The organism is Sanguibacter sp. HDW7, from assembly GCF_011300875.1.
GTDB lineage: Bacteria > Actinomycetota > Actinomycetes > Actinomycetales > Cellulomonadaceae > Flavimobilis.
Genome location: NZ_CP049862.1, coordinates 594,669 through 614,720 on the forward strand (window position 1 = coordinate 594,669; position 20,052 = coordinate 614,720).

The 20,052-nt window shown below is 71.5% G+C and carries 16 protein-coding genes; 10 read left to right on the plus strand and 6 right to left on the minus strand.

What is annotated here, in order from left to right:
• Positions 1-165 precede the first annotated feature (165 nt).
• From G7063_RS02750 to G7063_RS02770, 5 genes are all read left to right on the plus strand, one after another.
• Entirely contained in the window at positions 166-2,943 is a 2,778-nt protein-coding gene (locus tag G7063_RS02750) for a tape measure protein (RefSeq protein WP_255454249.1), read from the plus strand.
• Between the two features lie 109 nt (positions 2,944-3,052).
• Complete coding sequence (locus G7063_RS02755; RefSeq protein ID WP_166412985.1) at positions 3,053-3,634, plus strand: hypothetical protein; 582 nt, start codon at positions 3,053-3,055, stop codon at positions 3,632-3,634.
• 61 nt (positions 3,635-3,695) lie between these two features.
• Entirely contained in the window at positions 3,696-4,523 is an 828-nt protein-coding gene (locus tag G7063_RS02760) for a WhiB family transcriptional regulator (RefSeq protein WP_166412986.1), read from the plus strand.
• Positions 4,524-4,531: 8 nt separating this feature from the next.
• Positions 4,532-5,005, plus strand: coding sequence for an HK97 gp10 family phage protein (locus G7063_RS02765; protein WP_166412987.1), 474 nt, complete (start codon positions 4,532-4,534; stop codon positions 5,003-5,005).
• Between the two features lie 57 nt (positions 5,006-5,062).
• Entirely contained in the window at positions 5,063-5,542 is a 480-nt protein-coding gene (locus G7063_RS02770) for a hypothetical protein (protein WP_166412988.1), read from the plus strand.
• Positions 5,543-5,789: 247 nt separating this feature from the next.
• Here G7063_RS02770 and G7063_RS02775 read toward each other — a convergent pair whose 3' ends face one another.
• Positions 5,790-6,221, minus strand: a complete 432-nt coding sequence (locus tag G7063_RS02775; protein WP_166412989.1) for a hypothetical protein — start codon at positions 6,219-6,221, stop codon at positions 5,790-5,792.
• Positions 6,222-6,320: 99 nt separating this feature from the next.
• Complete coding sequence (locus tag G7063_RS02780; RefSeq protein WP_166412990.1) at positions 6,321-6,734, minus strand: hypothetical protein; 414 nt, start codon at positions 6,732-6,734, stop codon at positions 6,321-6,323.
• A gap of 107 nt (positions 6,735-6,841) precedes the next feature.
• Between G7063_RS02780 and G7063_RS02785 the strand changes: the two genes are divergently transcribed.
• Complete coding sequence (locus G7063_RS02785) at positions 6,842-7,654, plus strand: CAP domain-containing protein (protein WP_166412991.1); 813 nt, start codon at positions 6,842-6,844, stop codon at positions 7,652-7,654.
• A 4-nt stretch (positions 7,655-7,658) separates the two neighbouring features.
• Here G7063_RS02785 and G7063_RS02790 read toward each other — a convergent pair whose 3' ends face one another.
• Positions 7,659-8,384, minus strand: coding sequence for a uracil-DNA glycosylase (locus tag G7063_RS02790; protein ID WP_166412992.1), 726 nt, complete (start codon positions 8,382-8,384; stop codon positions 7,659-7,661).
• A gap of 33 nt (positions 8,385-8,417) precedes the next feature.
• Here G7063_RS02790 and G7063_RS02795 point away from each other — a divergent pair, with 33 nt between their 5' ends.
• Positions 8,418-9,434 carry a PfkB family carbohydrate kinase gene (locus G7063_RS02795; protein ID WP_166412993.1) on the plus strand — a complete coding sequence of 339 codons (1,017 nt, stop codon included), beginning with the start codon at positions 8,418-8,420 and terminating at the stop codon, positions 9,432-9,434.
• 54 nt (positions 9,435-9,488) lie between these two features.
• Here G7063_RS02795 and G7063_RS02800 read toward each other — a convergent pair whose 3' ends face one another.
• The gene (locus G7063_RS02800; protein WP_166412994.1) at positions 9,489-11,498 is read right to left on the minus strand and encodes a hypothetical protein; all 2,010 of its coding nucleotides are present in this window, start codon (positions 11,496-11,498) and stop codon (positions 9,489-9,491) included.
• Between the two features lie 189 nt (positions 11,499-11,687).
• Here G7063_RS02800 and G7063_RS02805 point away from each other — a divergent pair, with 189 nt between their 5' ends.
• The 3 genes from G7063_RS02805 (at position 11,688) to G7063_RS02815 (ending at position 14,705) form a co-directional block, all read left to right on the plus strand.
• Positions 11,688-11,948 carry a GlsB/YeaQ/YmgE family stress response membrane protein gene (locus tag G7063_RS02805; RefSeq protein ID WP_166412995.1) on the plus strand — a complete coding sequence of 87 codons (261 nt, stop codon included), beginning with the start codon at positions 11,688-11,690 and terminating at the stop codon, positions 11,946-11,948.
• Positions 11,949-12,022: 74 nt separating this feature from the next.
• Positions 12,023-13,936, plus strand: coding sequence for a DNA helicase RecQ (recQ, locus tag G7063_RS02810; RefSeq protein ID WP_370520731.1), 1,914 nt, complete (start codon positions 12,023-12,025; stop codon positions 13,934-13,936).
• 145 nt (positions 13,937-14,081) lie between these two features.
• Positions 14,082-14,705, plus strand: a complete 624-nt coding sequence (locus G7063_RS02815; protein WP_166412996.1) for a thymidine kinase — start codon at positions 14,082-14,084, stop codon at positions 14,703-14,705.
• A gap of 266 nt (positions 14,706-14,971) precedes the next feature.
• Here the strand turns inward: G7063_RS02815 and G7063_RS02820 are convergent, their stop codons facing one another.
• Positions 14,972-18,568, minus strand: coding sequence for a TM0106 family RecB-like putative nuclease (locus G7063_RS02820; RefSeq protein ID WP_166412997.1), 3,597 nt, complete (start codon positions 18,566-18,568; stop codon positions 14,972-14,974).
• A 61-nt stretch (positions 18,569-18,629) separates the two neighbouring features.
• Positions 18,630-20,048, minus strand: coding sequence for an alkaline phosphatase (locus tag G7063_RS02825; protein WP_166412998.1), 1,419 nt, complete (start codon positions 20,046-20,048; stop codon positions 18,630-18,632).
• Positions 20,049-20,052: the final 4 nt, after the last annotated feature.

The window sequence follows — 20,052 nt, forward strand, 5'->3', positions numbered from 1 at the left end:
ATGAACGGCAGATCACTCCAGATCCGCATCGCCGGCGACTCGATCGCCGCCCAGCGGGCACTCCGCGAACTCGGCATCGAAGCGCAACGCGCCGGCTTCAAGGTCACAGAATCGTTCGGCAAGTCCGGCGAAGCGATGACACGCATGCAGCGCCGCGCCCAGGAGATGGGCGACGTCGCCACCGGCTCCTTCACGAAGGTCACCGGCAGCATCGGCAAGCTCGTCGGCGCCGCCGGCATCGGAGGGCTCGCCCTCGCGATCGGCAAGGCAGGTCTCGGCTTCCAGGACTTCCAGCAGAAGTCCCAGCTGGCGTTCGCCACGATGCTCGGCAGCGCGGACAAGGCGAAGACGTTCCTTGCCGACGTGTACGCGTTCGCGAAGGAGACCCCGTTTTCGTTCAAGGACCTCACCTCGAGCGCGCAGAACCTCATCTCCTTCGGCGTCGATGCCGAACGTGTCATCCCGATCATGCGGACCCTCACCGACACCGCCATCGGCGCCGGCAAGGGCATCCAGGAGATCGACGGCATGGCGACCGTCCTCGGGCAGATCTCCGCGAAGGGCAGGCTCCAGACGGAGGAGATTCTGCAGCTCGCGGAACGTGGGGTGCCGGCGATGGCGGTCCTGGCGAACAAGGCCGGGAAGACCGTCATGGACTTCCAGAAGGACGTCTCAGCGGGACTCATCGACTCGAACCAGGCGATCGACTGGCTGATCGACGGGCTCGCGAAGGGCACTGACGGCATCAACGGGTTCACGCCCGCGTATGAGGGGCTGTCGAAGGCTCTCAAGGAGTCGGGCGGGATCACCGCGACGATGGACGCGGCGCGGTCCGCGTTCACGCAGGCGTCGAGCGAACTGATGAAGTCGCTTGTGCCGTCGCTGCTGTCGCTCGTGAACGCTGGCACCGATGTTCTCAAGGTCGTGAAGTGGCTCGCGGACCAGTTCAACGGCCTTCCGAAGCCGCTCCGCGATGCGGCGCTTGCGCTCGCCGCGCTCGCGGTCGCGAACAAGGCCCTCAACCTCGAACTCGGCCCACGTTCGCAGGCGGTCTTCACGGGCTTCGTGCGTGGCCTCGACACGAGCCGCGTCGCCATGCATTCCGCAGGCCGGCAAGCGTCGACGATGCGTCTAGGTCTCGACGCTATGAAGAGCAGCGCCAAGGGAGTCAAGACAGCGCTAATGGGTGCGTTCGGTGGCCCTGTCGGCATCGCGGTCATGGGCGTGACCATGGCGCTGTCGGCGTACTCAAGCAAGCAAGCCGCGGCTGCAGAGGAAGCACGATCGCACAAGGACGCGATCGGTGCGCTTGCCGATGAACTCGACCGGACCGGGCGGCTTCTCGATGAAGAGGCGAGCCGGAAGAGCGCCGTTGCCGCGATCGAGGAGGTGCAGCTCAAGAACGGAACGAACCTCCTCGAGTTCTACCGCGACATGGGTGGAGCGGTGGAGGATCTGGCATCCGCGCGGATCGGTGATGCCGAGGCTGCTGAGCGTGTGCGCAAGGTGCTCGAAGGGATGCCCGACGCAACAAAGGGCCTCACCAAGGACAAGTCCGCGTTGCAGATGCTGTTCGACGGGTCGTGGAAGGACGAGGACGCGAACGCGGAGGCTCGGGCGGAGCTCGCGAAGATCCTCACCGTGTACGACGATGCCGTCGCGGCTGCGAAGTTGCGTGAGGAGGCGACGAACGGTGTCGCTGACGCGTATTCGCGGGCGAGGCGCGAGGCCCTCAACTTCACCTCGACGACGGACCCTGTCGTCAAGGCGATTCAGGAGCAGGCGAACGCTGCCGCGAGCGCGTTCTCAGGTGCGACCGGTGTCGGCACGTTCAAGCTCAACCTGTCGACGAAGGACGACGTCACGAAGGCTCGTGAGGCGGTCGCGGAGGCGACGAAGAACGTGCGTCGCGAAGAGCAACAGCTCGCTGAGACTCGCGGCCGCAAGGACGTCAAGGGTTCGTCGATCGCCGCCGCTGAGGACGCGGTGACGGCTGCGCGCAAGCGCGCAGAGGAGGCCGCGAAGAGCCTCGCCGACGTGGAAGCGCGACGTGACCCGGTGGCTCAGTACCGCAAGCAGCTCAAGGAGCAGCAGAAGACCGCTGAGACATTCCGTGCGGACATGATCAAGCTCGCCGAGCAGGGACTTAACGGCACGACGTTCCAGGAGTTGCTTCTCAAGGGCCCGGAGGGTTCGGCGGATGCCCGCAAGGCCCTCTTGGGCGACAAGAGCCTCATCGGTGAGACGAACGCCTTCCAGGAGACGATGGACGGCTACACGAAGGACATCGAGTGGATGGCGAAGGCCAACGCTGCTCGGCTGCACTTCGGTGGCCAGCTGACGGCGGAAGAGTTCAATCTCGGGCTGAAGGCGGGTCTTCTCGAGGGGTCGGTGGACTCCTTGAAGGAGCTCGCGGACAAGCTGGGTTCGGATCCGGCGACGATGCGCGAGGTTGGGCGGGTGATGGGCCTCGCGTTCACGGAGGGGTTCAAGGACGCAGGTGTGCCCTGGGCGCCGGCGCCGCAGAAGGCGGGGTTCCCGATGATCCCCGGGTATGCGACGGGTGGCATCTACCCGGGGTACACGCCGGGTCGGGACATCGGGTTCATCGGCGTCAGCGGTGGGGAAGCGATCATGCGGCCCGAGTTCACGCGGGCGATGGGCGCGGACTGGATCCACCGCATGAACGCTCTCGCTCGTACGACGGGCGTTGGCGGCGTGCAGAAGGAGATGCAGAGGTTCCTTGGCGGCTTCGCCAACGGCGGCATTCCCGCGCCGCGGTTCTCGCACGCGCAGCCCCAGGTCATCCGAGTGACCGAGTCACAGACCGTCGGATACCCCATGACAGTCGAGAACGTGAACCTGCAGGTCGCGTCGCCCGACGATTTCGCTCGTCAGATGCGGGCGCGAAGACGTGCCGCATGGACAGGAGGTAGGCCATGAGGGACCCCGGCCTCGACGATGCGTGGCACAACGCCGCATGACGGGCGGCTACCCCTCAGCCACCGACCATCCACCGCCAGTTACCAGCACAACCTCTCCAGGAGCAGCAATGATCACCAAGACAGCACGCACCACGTCCGTGACCATCCCCATGGACTCCGCGCACGAGACGACGTTCCTCGAGGCCCGTCAGGCGCTCGACAGCGTCGCGGAGCACCTCCTGGCCACGTACCCCGCACGGGTCGACCAGGCAGCGGCTCGTGCCGGCGTGATGCGCGACGACCCCGAGGGCAGGGCGAGGATCGCAGCGACCGTCCTGGCGGAGGACGAGAAGACGATCGGCGACCTGCAGGACACCGCAGAGAAGGCCCTCGAGCGGCTCAACGAGTCGTCGCAGACGTTCGTCTTCCGATCTATCGGCCGAACCACGATGCGAAAGCTCTACGCCGCTCACCCGCCCACCGACGAGGACCACGCGAACGTGCGCGCCACCCTCGAGGACGAGAAGGCGAAGGCCCCGTACCACGAGGAGACGTTCGCGCCCGCGCTCGTCAAGGCCGCGTCCGTCGACCCCGTCCTCTCGGACGACGACATCCACGAGATCTTCGAGGGCGACACGTGGAACAACACCGAGGTGACGCTCCTCTACATGACGGCGATGACCGCGCAGACCAGCGGTCCGCGACTCTGACGACGGCTCACATGCTGCCCGCCATGATCCGTCGCAAGCGACGGGGAGAGGCGGGCAGCACGTGATCGGGCACAACGGGAAACCGCCGTGCGCAACGGCTGACATCGACTTCACGGGAGATGACCTCAGTGACCGTGACGCTGCACGCGCTGTCGAGATCTGCCTTGAGTGCCCGGTGATGGTTCAGTGCCTGGAGTACCTGCGCAAGGTCGAGGTTGCCGGGATCGCTGGCGGGATGACGGTCGCGGAGCGCGAGGAGTGGCGTGCACGTCAGGGCCTCGAGCGTTCTCCGAATCCGCTGCCGGTGTGGGCGACGACGCCGATCGCGGAGCTGACGCCAGCGGACGTTGAAGGCCTGACCGTGCGTGTGCCCACCGCCGCAGTCACCACTGTGCCGCTCCCACGGCCGACTGGAGACTTCGTTCTCCTCCTGCTCCGGATGCGACTAGACGCCGGCTGGGAGGCGGGGCAGATCGCGGAGTTCTTCGGCGACAACGTGTTGCCACCCCCCGTCGCCGCGAGACTTGTCAAGAAGTATGTCGGTCGAGGTTCGACCGACCACAGCGAGACAACTTCCACCGAGATGCCCTGGGACTCCATCCCGGTCGAGGAGCTCACGAGAGAAGACGTCGCGGGGCTCACGCTGTTCGACCCGAACGCTCAGCCACGCCGTGCGCCGACGCGCAACGGGAAGTTCACTCCTGACTTCATCGAGCTAGTGCGTCGCATGACGGACGAAGGATGGACCGCGCAGGAGATCGCGGACTGGTTCCCCGACGAGGCGTCCGCAGAGTCCGTTGACTACCTCCGACGCGAGGTCATCAAGGGTTCGAAGATCACCGCCATTCGCAAGGCCCGCTACCAGCGAGCCATGGCCGACGCCGCCTAGGAGACCCAATGCGCATCGACCACAACCTCGCCGAGCTCTCCGAAGACCTCATGCGCATGGCAGCCGCGTACGACGTCGACATCGCGAAGGCAGTGCGCGACACGACGGCGCTCATCCAGACGAAGGTCCGCGCCGGCGCGTCCACGTACACGCACGGCTCGACTCGCGACAAGCGTTCGGCGCCGCACGTGACGACGCAGGACCCGGACGGCCCGAACGTCCGCACGGGTGACTACCGGCGAAGCATCCAGGCGACGACCGGCTATGAGGGCGTGATCCCCGTCGGGTACGTGCACACGAACGCGGCGCAGGCGAGGCGCCTGGAGTACGGGTTCAGCGGCATGGACTCCCTCGGCAGGCGCTACAACCAGCCGCCGTATCCGCACTGGGGTCCGGCCGCGGATTGGGGGCAGGACAAGCTCGAGGAGCTCGTTCTTCGACGCGTGGATGAGGCGATCGCAGACTTCAACCGCGGGATCTAGTTGTCCATGGCTTGAGGTTCTGATCGCCGATGAAGCGTGTCGTGGCAGCATCCGAGCATGAAGTGGATCGAAGAGTTGATCGGCCGTATCGAATGGGGCACGGCAGGGGAATGGTTCGGCGGTCTCGGGGCGATCGTCGTGAGCGCCTTTGCGATGTTCCTCGCCAATAAGGCGGGCAGGATCGAGGAGATCCGTGCGGCCGACCTGCGTGGCGCGGGAGTGCGTATCGAGACTAGGGGTCCGGGGACCCCGTGGATGGAGTCAGTGGTTGTCACAAATGGAACCGCTGAGGCGATTACAGACCTGAGAGTGGAGGCGCCGTTCCAAACTCCCGCGGGCGAATCCGAGACGGGGGTGCTCGTGCATCGTGTACTTCGACCCGGCGATGAGTGGGATGGGGCGCTCCCGCTCAACTGTGAGGGCTTCGAGGCGCTGACGTTCGCAGACTCAGCTGGTAATCGGTGGAAGGCGACTCGCGATGGTGCCCCCACTCGCGTCTCGGGGCCCGGATTGAAGCGCAGGCGTGGCCGGCGCTGACGTTGTCACCGTGTTGTCACACTCTCCGAGTGATCACACGCCCAGACGCTCTCCACGCTCCGTCACCGCGATCAAGAACCGCAGAATCACGCGGTTCCAGAACTAGGCGCTCTCGACGCAACAGCGGCAGGCCCACTGTAAATCAGCCGCGTCATGCTACGGGGGTTCGAATCCCTCAGCTGCCACCGATGCGGAAGGCCCCGTCCATGAGGACGGGGCCTTCGCTGTTCCTGGGAGGCCGTGCCGGCTAGGGAAAGGCCATCCAGACGTTCTCGGTCTCGCACGACGTGGGGGCGGTCGACCCGTCGCGCGTCGGGAACGTCTGGCCGGTGACGGAGAAGTCGTCGCCGAACTCGTGATCCGTGCCCTTGACCCGGATCCCGGTGGGCGTCCGTTCCACGGAGCCCCGGGGGAAGGAGATGATCCAGCGTGCTCCCAGCGCGTCGTCGAGGTACACGCATCCGTCGATCTCGACGAGCTGTCCCGCCATGAGCGCGTCGGGCTGACCCTGTCCCCTTGCGCGGTCGTCGACCGTCAGTCCTGTGAGGTCCTTCGGCTCGTCGGGGGAGCAGCCGGTGACGGCCGCCGCGATGCTCAGGGCTGCGAGGATCGGGAAGAGCCTCGGGCCCGTGAGGGCGCGACGGTTGCCAGGCGCGGACGAGCTCGTTCCCTTGGCCATGTGCGCTCCCCGAGTCTGACCGGCACCAATGCCGTGTCGTGCCCAGCATCGCAGCGGGTGACGTGCGGCGCAACGGTCGTCGGACGTCCGGGTTGGCGCTCAGCTCCCGAGAATCTTGGCGCGCGCCGCGGCGCGCTCCTCGGCCGAGATGACGCCGCGCTCGTGGAGCCCGTCGATCTCGACAAGGCGCTCCTCGACGGTTGCTGGAGCGGCGCCCGACGCGGCTGCCGTGGGTGCGGCGGGCTGCATGATCTGGGAGTCCATGAGTCGCGTCGCCATGTCGGTCTCCATGGTGACGGGGTCGTAGCCGCGGCTCTTCGCGAGCCGGTAGTTCTTCACCACGACATAGATGCCCCAGGCGGCGACGCCGATGAAGATGACCCAGAAGATCCCGACCGCGGCCGAGATCCCGACGGCGGTCGTCTGGATCGACTCGAAGTCGGACTCCCCGGGAAAGCCTGGGACGAAGTCCTCGAAGCCGGGCGGGATGGTCTCGGCGGGAAGGCGCGTCATGAGTGAACAGTAGCGATCGCCCGCCGTGTCCGAGAAGCGTCACCGCGTGTCGAAGGTCTCGCGTCCGAGGATTGAAGTTGCAGGGACGCACTGCCGATGCTGGTGACATGCGTTCCACGCCCCGCCGCCGTTCACTCGTCGTCGCTCTCGCGACGGCGCTCGTCCTCCCGCTCGTCGCCGCGCCGAGCGCGATGGCCGTCGTGAAGGACGGGGCCAGGCCGGTGTCGTTCGAGAGGTCGGTCGTCGCGCAGGTCAACGCGGCGCGGGCGAAGGACGGTCTGCCGTCGCTGCTCGAGCTGCCGGCGCTGCGCACGGACGCGCGCGGCTGGTCGTCCTACCTCGCGAAGCGGTCGACGACCGTCGCGAAGGGCAAGCGGCTCAAGCACCAGTCGCTCGCGACGATGAAGAAGGACGCGCGCGACGCGGGCTGCACGGGCCGCTACGCGGAGATCGTACTGTGGGCGACGCCCGCCCCGTCGGCGGCGAAGATCGTCTCGAGCTACCTGGCCTCGTCGGGCCACCGCGACAAGGTCCTCGCCACGCGCTTCACGCACGTCGGCTCGGGCACCGTCGTCCGCAACGGCATCACGTTCAACACGATCCGCTTCGCGTCCGGCTGCGCGCGCACGTCGTCGAAGGTCGCGGGCTGGGCCACGAAGCGCTCGCAGACCGTCGGTCGCACGCAGAAGGACGCGATCGTCGTGTCGGCGGTCGCGCCCCGCAAGGTCAAGCTGCAGAAGCGCTCGGGCGGCAGCTGGAAGACAGTGAAGACGTACACGACGAGCCGCACGGGTCGCGTCACGGTGACGCTCCCCAGGTCGTCGAAGGTCGGCAGTGCATCCTTCCGCGTCTACGCGCCGCAGACGACGACGCACAAGGCCGTGGCGTCGAAGGTCACGACGGTCACCTACCGCCGCTGACCCCTCACGCGAGGGTCGCCACGAGCACGGCGTCGATCATCTCCGGGGTGAGCAGCCCCGTGTACGTGTTGCGCGCGGAGACGTGGAAGCAGCCGTGGACGCGCAGGCTCCGTCCGTCGTCGTGCGTGAGATCTAGGCTCGCACCGTGCGCGAACCGCGGCCGGGGCCGCGGCACCTGCCAGCCCTGCTCGCCGAGCGTCGCGAGCAGCGCCTGCCATCCGTACGCGCCGAGAGCGACGGCGTGCCGGAGCGTAGGGGCGAGGAGCTCGAGCTCGCGCGCGAGGTAGGGAGCGCACGCACGCCGCTCGTCGGGGGACGGCTTGTTGTCGGGAGGCGCGCAGTGCACGGGTGCGACGAGCCGCAGACCTGTGAGGACGAGCCCGTCGTCCGCGGACCGCGACGTCGGCTGGTTCGCGTACCCGGCGCGGTGCAGCGCGGCGACCAGCACGTCGCCCGATGGGTCGCCCGTGAACATGCGCCCGGTGCGGTTGCCCCCGTGGGCGGAGGGCGCGAGCCCGACGACGACGGTCCGCGCGCGCTCGTCCCCGAAGCTCGGCACGCCCCGACCCCAGTACGTCTGGTCCGCGAACGACGCGCGCTTCTCGCGCGCGACCTGCTCGCGCCACGCGACGAGCCGCGGGCACGCGAAGCAACCGGCGACGAGCGCGTCGACCTCGCCGAGCGTCGCCGTCGTCCGCGCGAGGCCGGGGCCGGAGCGGGTCGGAGTCACTCCTGCAGTGTGCACCTCTGGTAGACCGGTGGCATGACCCAGCCCCCGACCGTCCTCGCGTGCGGCCTCGCGACGCTCGACGTCACGCAGGTCGTTGACCGCGTGCCGGGCCCGAACGAGAAGGTCACGGCGCGCTCGCTCGCGGTCGCTGCGGGCGGGCCCGCGCTCAACGCGGCGATCACCGCGGCGCGGCTCGGATGCCGCGCGACGCTCCTCACGCGAGTCGGCGCCGGCGGCCCTGCGGCCGCGGTGCGCGCCGAGCTGGGCGCGGAGGGCGTCGCGCTGCTCGACGCGGCCGACGACGTGTGGACGCTGCCCGTCTCGACGGTGCTCGTCACGCGGGCGACGGGGGAGCGGGCCGTCGTCTCGACGAACGACACGGGTCGCGCGGCGGTGGCGCCGACGCCCATGGACGTCACCCTGCCCGACGGCACCGCCGCGGTGCTCGTCGACGGCCACCACGTCGACCTCGCTCTCGGCGCGGCGGCGGCCGCGCGTGCCGCGGGCGTGCCCGTCCTGCTCGACGGGGGCTCGTGGAAGCCGGGCCTGGGCGACCTGCTCGCGCTCGTCGACGTCGCCGTCCTCTCCGCCGACCTGCGCCTGCCGGACGGCCCCCAGGGCGACCTCGACGACGACGAGGTCGACGCGCTCCTCGCGGGTGTTGCCGACCTCGGCCCCGCGGTCGTGGCCCGCTCGAGCGGTCCCGGTCCCGTCGACGTCCTCGTCCGAGCATGCGGGCGCAGCAAGCGCGGCAGGGTCGAGGTCCAGCAGGTCGACGACGACACCGTCGTCGACACCCTTGGCGCCGGCGACGTCCTCCACGGCGCCGCGCTCGCGGGCCTCGCCCGCCTGCCGCGCACGTCGCTCGCACTGCCCGGCGGTGGGCACGGCGGCGAGCCCGCGGACGCGGGGCTCGTGCTCGTCGGCGCGCTCTCCGTCCTCACCGTCGCGACGCGAGTCGCAACAGCGTCCGTGCAGCACCCGGGCGCGCGCGGATGGACCGACGACCTCGAGCTCGTCGCGACGCTGCGCGCAGCGCTCGACGGCTGAGCCGCGCGGCACCACGGCCGGGCCCGCGAGCGGGCTGATGCGGTGCCGCGTGCGTCAGCCGATGCCGACGAGCGCGGACCCCAGCGGCAGGACGACGACGCCGCCCGTCGCGAGCCACGTCGAAGGTCGCTCTGTCACCGGGGAGCTGGTCGACTCCGCGAGCAGGGCGACGGCCGTCGTCGTGCGGCTCGTCCCGTCGGCGCCGACGACCGTGACGTTCTCGCTCCAGGCCATGATCTCCTCGTTCTCCGGCCGCTCGGGAACCTTGACGCCCGGCACCGGCTCGGCCTTCGCCGTGTCCTGGCCGGCGCCGACCTGGCCACCTCCGTACGGGTGCGAGAGCAGCAAGTCCCTGACCTCCTGCGGGACCGGCTGGCCCGAGGCGTCGACCACGAGCACCGGTGCGGTCTCGTCGAGCGACGCGGAGACCCCGGCCACCCCGCGCTCGACGACCCACGGGGCGATCTCGTCCGCGAAGCGCTCGTCGCCCGCGTGGACGAGCCGCTCGCGGGCACCGTCCGCGGAGACGATCCAGTCGCCCACCCCGGATCGTCCCTCGAGGAAGTCCGGCGTCGTGACGCCGCTCCCCATGAGCAGGTCGTCGCGGTGCCACGCGGCGCCCGGCAGCGCGCTGATCGTCGTGCCGTCCTCCGCGGTGACGAGCGTGACGAACCGGGGCGCGAACGAGGTGCCGTCCGCGCTCACGTCGCGCAGGGAGAGCGGGCTGAGGCCCGTGAGCTCGTCACGGGCGAACGTCCGCAGGACCGTCCTGTCGGGCCCCGGCTCGACGGTGCCGGCGAACGCGCGCCACGTGCCGTCGACGCTGCGCACGAGAGCCCGCGCGACGGTGCTGAACAGGATCCGCCCGTCGGTCGTCACGCTGATCACCGGGGCGTCGGGACTGATCCACGTTCCCATGAGCGACGTTCCGGAGCCGACGCAGACGCTGTCGCCCTCACGTCCTGCCCAGTAGAGGACGCCTGCGTGCTGGGCGATCGACGTGAGGGGGCAGCCCGTCGAGATCTCGACGCTCGTGTCGACCTTGCCGGTCGCGGCCTCGAGCACGACGACCTCGCGCGAGAGGGCGTTGAGCTCGTCGGTGACTTCCGCGGAGTCGCACGCGACGAACGTCCCGGCGTCGAGCGACTGGCAGGCGGTGCCCTGGGACAGGTGCAGGGGGCGGACCCAGCGCGCGGTCCCCGACGTCACGTCGACCCCGACGACGAGCGCGCTGCTGGGCGAGAGAGCAGTCTTCGATCCGGCCTCGTCGAGGAGGTCGCGCCACAGGTCCTCGTCGAGGGTGCCGCGACGGACGACGGCGACGGCCGTCGTCGAGGAGGGGCTCGCGACGGTCGCGGACGGACGCGCCGGGAGGACTGCGACGGCATCGAGCTCCGTGTCCGTCACGCCGACGTCCTGCGCGATCGTGCCGAGCAGGTCGGCGGCGCTCGCGGACCACAGGACGGCGGCAGACCGCAGCGTGACGTCGACCGGCTCGGCGGGCTGCAGCAGGTCCGCGCGGCGGGGGTCGATGCCGTGGGTGTCGGTCGCGGCGCCGAGGACCGCCAGACCGTCGGACGTGCTTGCGCGCTCGAGCGACGCGAGGATCGAGCTGAGCTGCTCGGCCTCGAGCGTCGGGGCGGGTAGCGGCGGTGGGCCGGGAGCGGGGTCGTCGCGGAGCGCGGCCCACGTTCCGCCGCCGACCAGGGCGAGGGCAGCCCCCGCGCCGAGCAGTCGGAGCCGTCGTCGGCGCGGGCGGTCGCGGTGCTCGCGGGCGCGGTCGAGCACGTCGCCGTCGATGCGCGTGCTCTCGTCGTCGGGAGGGACGGGAGGGGCAGAAGCTGGGTGAGCGTCGGGGCCTGTGGCGCCGCGCGAGGCGGGATCCGCAGGGGGCGGAGGTGCCTGCGCGGTGCCGGTGGCGGTGTGCGGAGCCGATGACGACGACGTCGACGGCGCGACTGCCTGCCCGGGGGTGGGCGCGACCGGTGCGGGCGCCACCGGGGTGGGGCGCAGGCCCTGCTCGCCCCACAGGTCTCGCCGTGCCGGTCCCGTCCCCTGCGTCATGCCTCACCCCTGTCGCCGCGGCGTCGATGCCGTCCTCCGGCATGGTCCCGCACGACGTCGGGCCACGTCCAACCGCATGCGGAACCTCCCACCTCCCCGCCCAGGCTGTGATGCGCATCCCGTCGCGCGGTGGCAGGCTGAGAGCGGTCGCACCGCGTGGCGCGACCAGGGAACGGAAGGAGAATCGCCATGGGTGAGCTCATCGGTCTCATCATCTTCGGCGCCGTCATCGGTGCCCTCGCACGGCTCTTCATGAAGGGCGACCAGGGGATCGGTGTCCTGTGGACCATCATCCTCGGCGTGCTCGGGGCGCTCGCTGGCTACTGGGTCGCGGGGCTCCTCGGCGTCAAGGACACCTCGGGGATCGACTGGATCCGCTGGGTCATCTCGATCGTGCTCTCGGTCCTCTTCATCACCGTCTACCTCCGGCTGCGCGGCTCGAAGGCCTGACCGATCCACAGGGTGCCGCTGGGTCCCGGCGGCACCCTGTGCACGACCCGCCGGTGTCCGCCGTCCCGCCTACAGTGGCTCAGGTGACAGCGAACACCCCTGCCGATCCCCGCCCCCTCGACGTCCTGCGTCGCGTCTGGGGCTACGACGCGTTCCGGGGCGACCAGGCGGAGATCATCGACACGCTCGTGCAGGGCGAGGACGCGCTCGTCCTCATGCCCACGGGCGGCGGCAAGTCCCTCTGCTACCAGGTGCCGGCGCTCGTGCGCGACGGCGTGGGCGTCGTCGTCTCCCCGCTCATCGCGCTCATGCAGGACCAGGTCGACGCGCTCGCGGCTCTCGGCGTCCGTGCAGGCTTCCTCAACTCGACGCAGACATCCGACGAGCGCCGCGACGTCGAGCGCTCCCTGCTCGACGGCACGCTCGACCTCCTCTACCTCGCGCCCGAACGGCTCGGCGTCCCCTCGACGCTCGATCTGCTCGGCCGCGCGCGGATCGCACTCTTCGCGATCGACGAGGCCCACTGCGTCTCCCAGTGGGGGCACGACTTCCGGCCCGACTACCTCCGTCTGTCCGTGCTCCACGAGCGCTGGCCGGACGTCCCGCGCATCGCGCTCACCGCGACCGCGACGTCCGCGACCCGCACCGAGATCGCCGAGCGCCTCGAGCTCACGGGCGCCCGGCACTTCGTCGCGAGCTTCGACCGGCCGAACATCCGCTACCGCATCGTCGGCAAGGACAACCCGCGCGCCCAGCTGGTCGACCTGCTGACGTCCGAGCACGCAGGTGAGGCGGGCATCGTCTACTGCCTCTCGCGGGCGTCCGTCGAGCAGACCGCGGCGCACCTCGTCGAGCGCGGCATCCCCGCGCTGCCGTACCACGCGGGGCTCGACGCCTCCGTGCGGGCGAGCAACCAGTCGCGGTTCCTGCGCGAGGACGGGCTCGTCATGGTCGCGACGATCGCGTTCGGCATGGGCATCGACAAGCCTGACGTCCGCTTCGTCGCGCACCTCGACCTGCCGAAGTCCGTCGAGGGCTACTACCAGGAGACGGGGCGTGCGGGCCGTGACGGGGCGCCCGCCACCGCGTGGCTCGCGTACGGCTTGGCGGATGTCGTCCAGCAGCGCCGCATGATCGACTCCTCCGAGGGCGACGCGGCGCACCGCCGTCAGCTCTCCGCGCACCTCGACGCGATGCTCGCGCTGTGCGAGACCGTCGGCTGCCGCCGCGTCCAGCTCCTCGGCTACTTCGGCCAGGGGTCGGAGCCGTGCGGCAACTGCGACACGTGCCTCGAGCCGCCGCGCACGTGGGACGGCACGGTCGCGTCCCAGAAGCTGCTCTCGACGGTCGTGCGCCTCGAGCGCGAGCGCGGCCAGCACTTCGGAGCGGGCCACGTCATCGACATCCTGCGCGGCAAGGAGACGCCACGCGTGCGCGAGCTCGGGCACACGACGCTCTCGACGTACGGGATCGGCGAGGACACGTCCGAGGCCGAGTGGCGCGGCGTCGTGCGTCAGCTCCTCGCTCAGGGGCTCGTCGGCGTCGACACGCGCGGCTACTCGACGCTCGAGCTCACGCCCCTGTCGGCGGGTGTGCTCACGGGGGAGCGGACCGTGCTCATGCGGCACGAGGAGCCGCGGACCGGGCGGCGTGCGGACGCCGGTGGGCGCGGGGCCTCGGGCGGACGTGCGGCGCGCGCGGCCGCCGCGACCGAGGGCCTCGACGAGGCCGCGACCGCGCTCTTCGAGGAGCTTCGTGAGTGGCGCGGCGCGACCTCGAAGGAGCTCGGCGTGCCCGCCTACGTCGTCTTCCACGACGCGACGCTCCGCGAGATCGCGCAGCGTCGCCCGACGAACCTCACCGACCTCGGCTCCGTCGGCGGAGTGGGAGCGAGCAAGCTCGAGAAGTTCGGCGCGGGCGTGCTCGAGGTCGTCGGGCAGGTGACGGGCGCCGCGGTCGACGCGGACGCGGGCATGCTCGACCTCTGACCGTTCGCGGCACTCGCTCGGCTACCCGCGGCTCAGCGCACTGCTCGCAGCTCTGTGCGCTACCCGCAGGTCCAGACTCGCGGGTGGCGCACAGAGCCGCGGGGCGGGCGGTGGCTGAGGTGTCCGCGGTGCTTGGATGGGCCGTATGAGCACGACGAGGGGGCCGCGCGCCCCGCAGCAGCCTGGCCACGTCGAGGTCGTGTGCGGTCCGATGTTCGCCGGCAAGTCCGAAGAGCTCTTGCGGCGGGTGCGTCGCGCGCGCTTCGCGGGGCTCTCGACCGAGGTCGTCAGCCATGCGGTCGACGACCGCCGGGGGACGGGTTCGGTGTCGTCGCACTCGGGGCTCGCGCTGCAGGCGGCCGTCGCGGCGGACGTCGAGGCGCTCGAGCGGCACGTGCGTGACGTGAGCGCGTCCGGTGGGCTCGACGTGCTGGCCGTCGACGAGGCGCAGTTCTTCGGTCCTGACCTCGTCGGGACCGTGCAGCGGCTCGCGGGTGTGGGGCTCGTCGTCCTGGTCGCGGGGCTTGACGTGACGTTCGAGGCGCGGCCCTTCGAGCCGCTGCCGAGCCTGTGCGCGCTCGCGGAGCGCGTCACGCGCCTCACCGCGGTGTGCGGGGTGTGCGGCGCGGACGCGGCGTTTCACGAGCGGGTCGAGGTCGCGCCGGCCGTGACGGGTCGTGCCGAGGACGCGCAGCACGAGCTCGTCGGGGGCGCGGAGTCGTACGTCGCGCGCTGCCGGCATCACCTGTCACACGCGCCCTGGCTCTGACGCGTCCGGGCCTGACCTGCGGCCTCGGGGCAGGAGACAGAGGAAGCGCGCGGGCCGGGGTCGCCGAGGGGATGGCAACCCGAGCCCGCGCGCGTCCGTGGCGTCGTCTCCGACGCGGGCGACGTCCCGGAGGGGGGCCGGGGTGTCAGACCCACCGTAAGCAGGGCAACCCGCGCCGAGCGCCGGACGTAGGTCCCGGTTCGGACGGCGTGTGACGGTAATAACCCGAGGTCAGGAGCACGCGGTCGTCCCCGCGCGGGCCCAGGTCAGAGCGGGTCGGTGAGGCCGAGGAACGCGCCGAGGTCGGCGAGTGCCGCGGGCGACGTCGGCAGGTGGTCGACGAGGTGGGGCGAGCGCACGAGCACCGCGTGATGCTGCGCGCGAGAGACGGCGACGTTGACGCGGTGCCGGTCGAGCAGGAACGTCATGCCGCGCGCGGCCTCCTCGGCGCTCGACGTCGCGAACGACACGACCGCGACGGGTGCCTCCTGGCCCTGGAACCTGTCGACAGTGCCCACGCGCGTCCCGGAGAACCCCGCAGCGTCGAGGGCCTCGCGGACGAGCTGCACCTGGGCGTTGTACGCGGCGACGACGATGACGTCGGCGTCGGTGGCCGCCCGCCCGTCGTCGTCCTTGCCGGGGATCCACACGGCCCCGACGACGTCACGGACGACGTCGACGACGGCCGCGGCCTCCTCAGGGCTCGCGGTCGCGCGCCCCGAGTGCTCGACCTCGACGAGGTGCACGCCGGGCGCTGTCCCGACGAGCGAGCGGTGCTCGGGCACGTCCGGACGCGAGTGCAGCCGCCGTTCGTACGAGAGTCGCGAGACGGGCCCGCACACAGCCGGGTGCATGCGCCACGACTCGGCGAGGAAGAACCCGAGGTGGTCGGGCAGCGTCGCGTGCCCGTCCATGAGCCAGCCGAGCGCGGAGGTGTCGACCGGCTCGGGGTGCGTGCCCTGCGTGACCTGGGGCAGCTGCTGGGGGTCGCCGAGCAGCATGACGTTGCGGGCGGCGCCCGCGACGGCGAGCGTCCCGGCGAGCGCGAACTGTCCGGCCTCGTCGACGACGAGCAGGTCGTAGCCGCCGTGGGGCACGTTCTTCTCGGCGCAGAACGTCCACTGCGTGCCGCCGACGACGTAGCCGCGTCCCTCGTGGTCGGCGAGGAACGCCTCGACGGACGCTGACGCGGAGTCGGTGAGGCGCGTCCACGGGTGCTCGTCCGAGTCGCCGGTCGCGTTCTTCTTGCCGACGTCCTCGCGCGGGACACCGGCTTTGACGATGCCGGCGAGCATGTTCTCGACGACGGCGTGCGACTGGCCGACGACGCCGACCTTCCATCCCTCGGCGACGAGCCGTGCGACGACGCGGGACCCCGTGTACGTCTTGCCGGTGCCGGGCGGGCCCTGGACGGCGAGGTGGGAGTCTTCGAGCGCGAGGACGGTGCGCGTGATGGCGTCGACGAGGTTGACCTCGCGCTCGGCGGCGGTCGGGAAGGAAGCGCCCGCGCGCAGGCGCGGGGGGACGCGCCGCAGGAGGTCGAGCACCGCGAGGCGCGGCAGGACAGGGGCGTCGCCCGTGGAGCCGAGGCCGGCGACGACGCGTTCGGCGAGGCGGAGGATCGCGGCTGCGGGCTGCTTGCCGAGGTCGACGACCTCGGGGACGAGCGCGAGCGGGTTCTCCGACCAGCCCTCGACGTTCGCCTTCGTCGTCTCCGTGACGGTGATTGTCGAGATCGCGCCGTGCGTCTCGACGTCGTCGACGCTCACCTTGGTGTGCCAGGTGAGGGTGCCGTCGCCCGCGGTGCCGAAGGAGTCATCGACGCCGGGAGGGTAGACGGCCCAGAGCGACGTGCCGGGGCGGACGTCGGAGCCGGGCTCGAGCTCGGCACGCAGCACGACCTGGCGCGTCGAGGTCCGCTTGCGTCCCTCCGGCGGGATCCAGGGCTCTGCGATGACGGCGGGCGCGCCGTCGTAGGAGCCGGGGCGCACGACGGAGCGTGACGTCCACTCGTCGACGGGCGTGAGGAGCCGGTCGAAGTGCTCCCACCAGGCGGGACGGACCTCGCGCTTGTGGAAGCGCAGGCCCGCGGCGAGCATCGCGAGCGCCTGCTCGTCCGGGGTGCGGTGCGCGGTGTCGTCGCCCGCCGCGCGCAGGAGCGTCGCCTCGATCTCGGCGAGGTGGAGGGCCTCGGGCGTCGGCTCGACGGGCTCCGCGCCCTCGTGCGCGGCGACCTGTCCGCCGGAGGGGACGACGCCGTGCTCGGCGGCGCGCGCGTCGAGCCATAGGCGCAGGTCGCGGGTGGAGACGCAGTCGTCGGCGTTGTACTCGGCGATCGCGTCGAGGCGGTGCTCGTAGGCCTCGGTCTGGCCGGCCTCGCGCAGCGCGCAGGCCTCGGCGTACTCGACGATCGAGTCGGCTGCGTTCGTCACGCCCTCGCGGCCCTCGGGGGTGTAGAGCGGCTCGAGCTTCTTGATGGAGTACGACGGCTGGGAGATGCGCAGTGCGCCACGGACGGTCGCGAAGAGGTCGACGAGCACGCCCGCGCGCAGCAGGTCGTCGAGCATGTCCTCGCCGACGCCGTGGCGGCCGGCGAGGCGCTTGAGCGCGGCGGGCTCGTACGGCGCGTAGTGGTAGACGTGCATGTCGGGGTACTGGGCGCGGCGCGCGGTGACGAGCTCGAGGAAGTCGATCAGCACCTTCTTCTCGCTTGCGCGGTCGTGCGCCCACAGGGCGGTGAACGGCGGCGCCTCGCCGTCGGTGGCGGGCTCGGCGACCATGCCCCAGAGGTACTCGAGGCCCCAGTCGTCGGGCTCGTCGCCGACCCACAGCGGGTCACCCTCGAAGTCGAAGTAGAGGTCTCCTGCGGAGCGCGGCGGCATCTGGGCGAGGACGGCTGGGTCGAAGACCTCGGCGACGACGGCTGGCCGGCCGTCGGGCAGGAGGGGTCCCGGGCCGTCGGGCGGGGTCTGCTGCACCTGGAGGCGCGCCTGCGCGCGCAAGGTCGTGAGCATGCCTGCGGCGAGCCCGGGCACGGGGCCGTCGGACGCCGCGAGCTCGTCGATCGTCGTGATGCCCGCCGCGACGAGCCGCGCACGCTGCGTCGTGCGCAGGCCCGCGACGAGCAGCAGGTCACGCTCGTGCGCGACCCACGCCTCGCACACGTCGCACGCGCCGCAGCGCGTGAGGCCGGGCGACTGCCACGTCACGGCGATGCCGCTTGCGCGGTGCTCCGCGAGCAGCGCCTCGACGCGTGCGCGGCGGCGCAGGTAGACGGGAATGACGTCGTCGACGCGGTGCCGCGACTCCGTGCCGTCGCCGAGCAGCAGCACGGCCTCGGGCGCGACGCGCACGCCCGCCGTCTGCAGCGCGTGCGCGTACGCCGCGAGCTGGAGGACGGCCGTCACCTTGGCGCGCCGGGCGAGCTTGGTGTCGACGACGACCCAGCCGTCCTGCGACGCGACGAGGAAGTCGGCGCGGCCCGAGAACGTGCCGTCGAACATCTCCGCCTGGAAGACGACGTCGGCGCCCCCGGCGAGCGCGCCGAACGACGCCTCGCGCCGCTCGGTGAGCTCCGCGGCCGTGCGCCCGGGCATGCCCGGCAGCTCGACGACCCCGCGCCCCGTCGCCGCGTCGAACGCCCCGTGCTCGGCGCGCAGCCGCTCGAGCTGACGCTGCTCGTGCGCCTCACCGAGCACGGCAGCGCGCGCCATCATCGCGTCCGCGTCGGCAGGCTCCGAGCCCGGAAGCGCGGGCGCGCGTCCGAGCCGCCGGTCGAGCAGGTCGCACAGAGCCAGCTCGCACGTCGCACCGAGCGTCACGTCGCTCGCGCTGAGCACGAGGGCATCGTCGAGGATCCGCATGCGCCGAGTGTGGCAGGAGCCACGGACAATGCCGCACGAGGCGCGACGCGCCACCCGTCCTCTACGGCCCGTCGAGCTCGAGCGCGTCCCGCAGGATCGTGAAGATCTCCGTCTGGTCGAGCACCCCGACGAGTCCCTCGGCGCCCGGACCGGTCGCGGCGAGCGGCACCTGCACGCCCGTGTGCCGCTGCTTCACCTCGGCCGGAGACGTCCCGTAGGAGAGTGTGAGCACCGCGTCGTCGGCGGTCAGGAGCGACCGCGTGAGGCCAGGTGTCGTCGTGCCCGCCTCGATGATCTGCCCAGCCTGCCCGTGGTCGGCCGTGAGGACGACGAGCGTCGACCCGTCGTCCCGCGCGAAGTCGAGGACGGCGCGGACGGCCTCGTCGAGGTCGACGGTCTCGCCGATCTGTGCGCACGGGTCGGCCCCGTGCGCGGACTTGTCGATGCTCGCGCCCTCGACCTGGAGGAAGAACCCCTCGGGTGCGGCGGGGTCGTCGAGGAGCCGCAGCGCTGCGGTCGTCATGTCGCGCAGCGTCGGCTGCGTGTCCGGCAGCGCGTCGTTCGGCGTGCAGCGGACGGGTTCGTCGGCGCCGCCGGTGCGTGTTGAGGGCGGTCCTGACCAGCGGGTGGCGAGGTCGGCGTCGGCGAACAGGCCGAGCACGGGAGACGACGCGGGGACGAGCGCGGCGAGACCGTCGGTGTCCGTGGGCAGACGGAAGCCCTCGTCCTTCGCGCGTTCGCGGAGCGTCGCACCCTTCCACGCCCCGGCCGTCGCGCGTTCGTCGAGGTGCCCGTCCCCGCCGCCGAGCACGACGTCGGCGCGGCGCGTGAGGATCTGCTCGGTGATCGATCCGGCGCCGCCGTTCTCGAGGGCGTCGTCGGGGCACTGCTGCGTCGTGGCCTCGGGACCGCGGCACTCGCGGCGCGCGACGTGCGCGAGCTGCGCGGCGGGGGTGGCGTCCTGGACGCGTGCCGTCGTGACGATGCCCGAGCGCAGGCCGTCGGCCTGCGCGAGCTCGAGGAGGCTCGGCCGTGCCTTGCCGTCGAGGTCGACTCCGATCGCGCCGTCGTACGTCCGCACTCCTGTCGCCCACCCGGTCGCGGTCGCGGCCGAGTCGGGGACGAGGTCGGGCAGTCCCGAGCCGGGAAGTCGCGACCAGGTCGTCACGGACGCGGTCCGGTCGATCGCGTCGATGCCCGGCAGGCGCCCGCCGGCGCCGTACGCGTAGGCGCGGGCGGCCGTGATCTCCGAGTCACCCGTGCCGTCGCCGACGATGAGCACGACGTTGCGCGGGCGCCGAGGCACGTCCGCTGTCGGTGATGGCGCTGCCGGTGGCGGGGCTGTCACGGAGGGTGCGGAGGTCGGCGGAGCAGCCGGAGCTGCGTCGTCGTCGCGCCCGACGACGACGCCCGTCGCGGCGCCGAGCCCGAACGCGCCGACGACGACGAGTGCTGTCAGCGCTGTCCGTCGTCGTCCCACGGGG

What these genes read in the sequence shown, in the direction of transcription:
- G7063_RS02750 (WP_255454249.1), top strand. Translation starts at nt 166, where the DNA reads ATGGGCGACGTCGCCACCGGCTCCTTCACGAAGGTCACCGGCAGCATC.
- G7063_RS02755 (WP_166412985.1), top strand. Translation starts at nt 3,053, where the DNA reads ATGATCACCAAGACAGCACGCACCACGTCCGTGACCATCCCCATGGAC.
- G7063_RS02765 (WP_166412987.1), top strand. Translation starts at nt 4,532, where the DNA reads ATGCGCATCGACCACAACCTCGCCGAGCTCTCCGAAGACCTCATGCGC.
- G7063_RS02770 (WP_166412988.1), top strand. Translation starts at nt 5,063, where the DNA reads ATGAAGTGGATCGAAGAGTTGATCGGCCGTATCGAATGGGGCACGGCA.
- G7063_RS02775 (WP_166412989.1), bottom strand. Translation starts at nt 6,221, where the DNA reads ATGGCCAAGGGAACGAGCTCGTCCGCGCCTGGCAACCGTCGCGCCCTC.
- G7063_RS02780 (WP_166412990.1), bottom strand. Translation starts at nt 6,734, where the DNA reads ATGACGCGCCTTCCCGCCGAGACCATCCCGCCCGGCTTCGAGGACTTC.
- G7063_RS02785 (WP_166412991.1), top strand. Translation starts at nt 6,842, where the DNA reads ATGCGTTCCACGCCCCGCCGCCGTTCACTCGTCGTCGCTCTCGCGACG.
- G7063_RS02795 (WP_166412993.1), top strand. Translation starts at nt 8,418, where the DNA reads ATGACCCAGCCCCCGACCGTCCTCGCGTGCGGCCTCGCGACGCTCGAC.
- G7063_RS02800 (WP_166412994.1), bottom strand. Translation starts at nt 11,498, where the DNA reads ATGACGCAGGGGACGGGACCGGCACGGCGAGACCTGTGGGGCGAGCAG.
- G7063_RS02805 (WP_166412995.1), top strand. Translation starts at nt 11,688, where the DNA reads ATGGGTGAGCTCATCGGTCTCATCATCTTCGGCGCCGTCATCGGTGCC.
- G7063_RS02815 (WP_166412996.1), top strand. Translation starts at nt 14,082, where the DNA reads ATGAGCACGACGAGGGGGCCGCGCGCCCCGCAGCAGCCTGGCCACGTC.
- G7063_RS02820 (WP_166412997.1), bottom strand. Translation starts at nt 18,568, where the DNA reads ATGCGGATCCTCGACGATGCCCTCGTGCTCAGCGCGAGCGACGTGACG.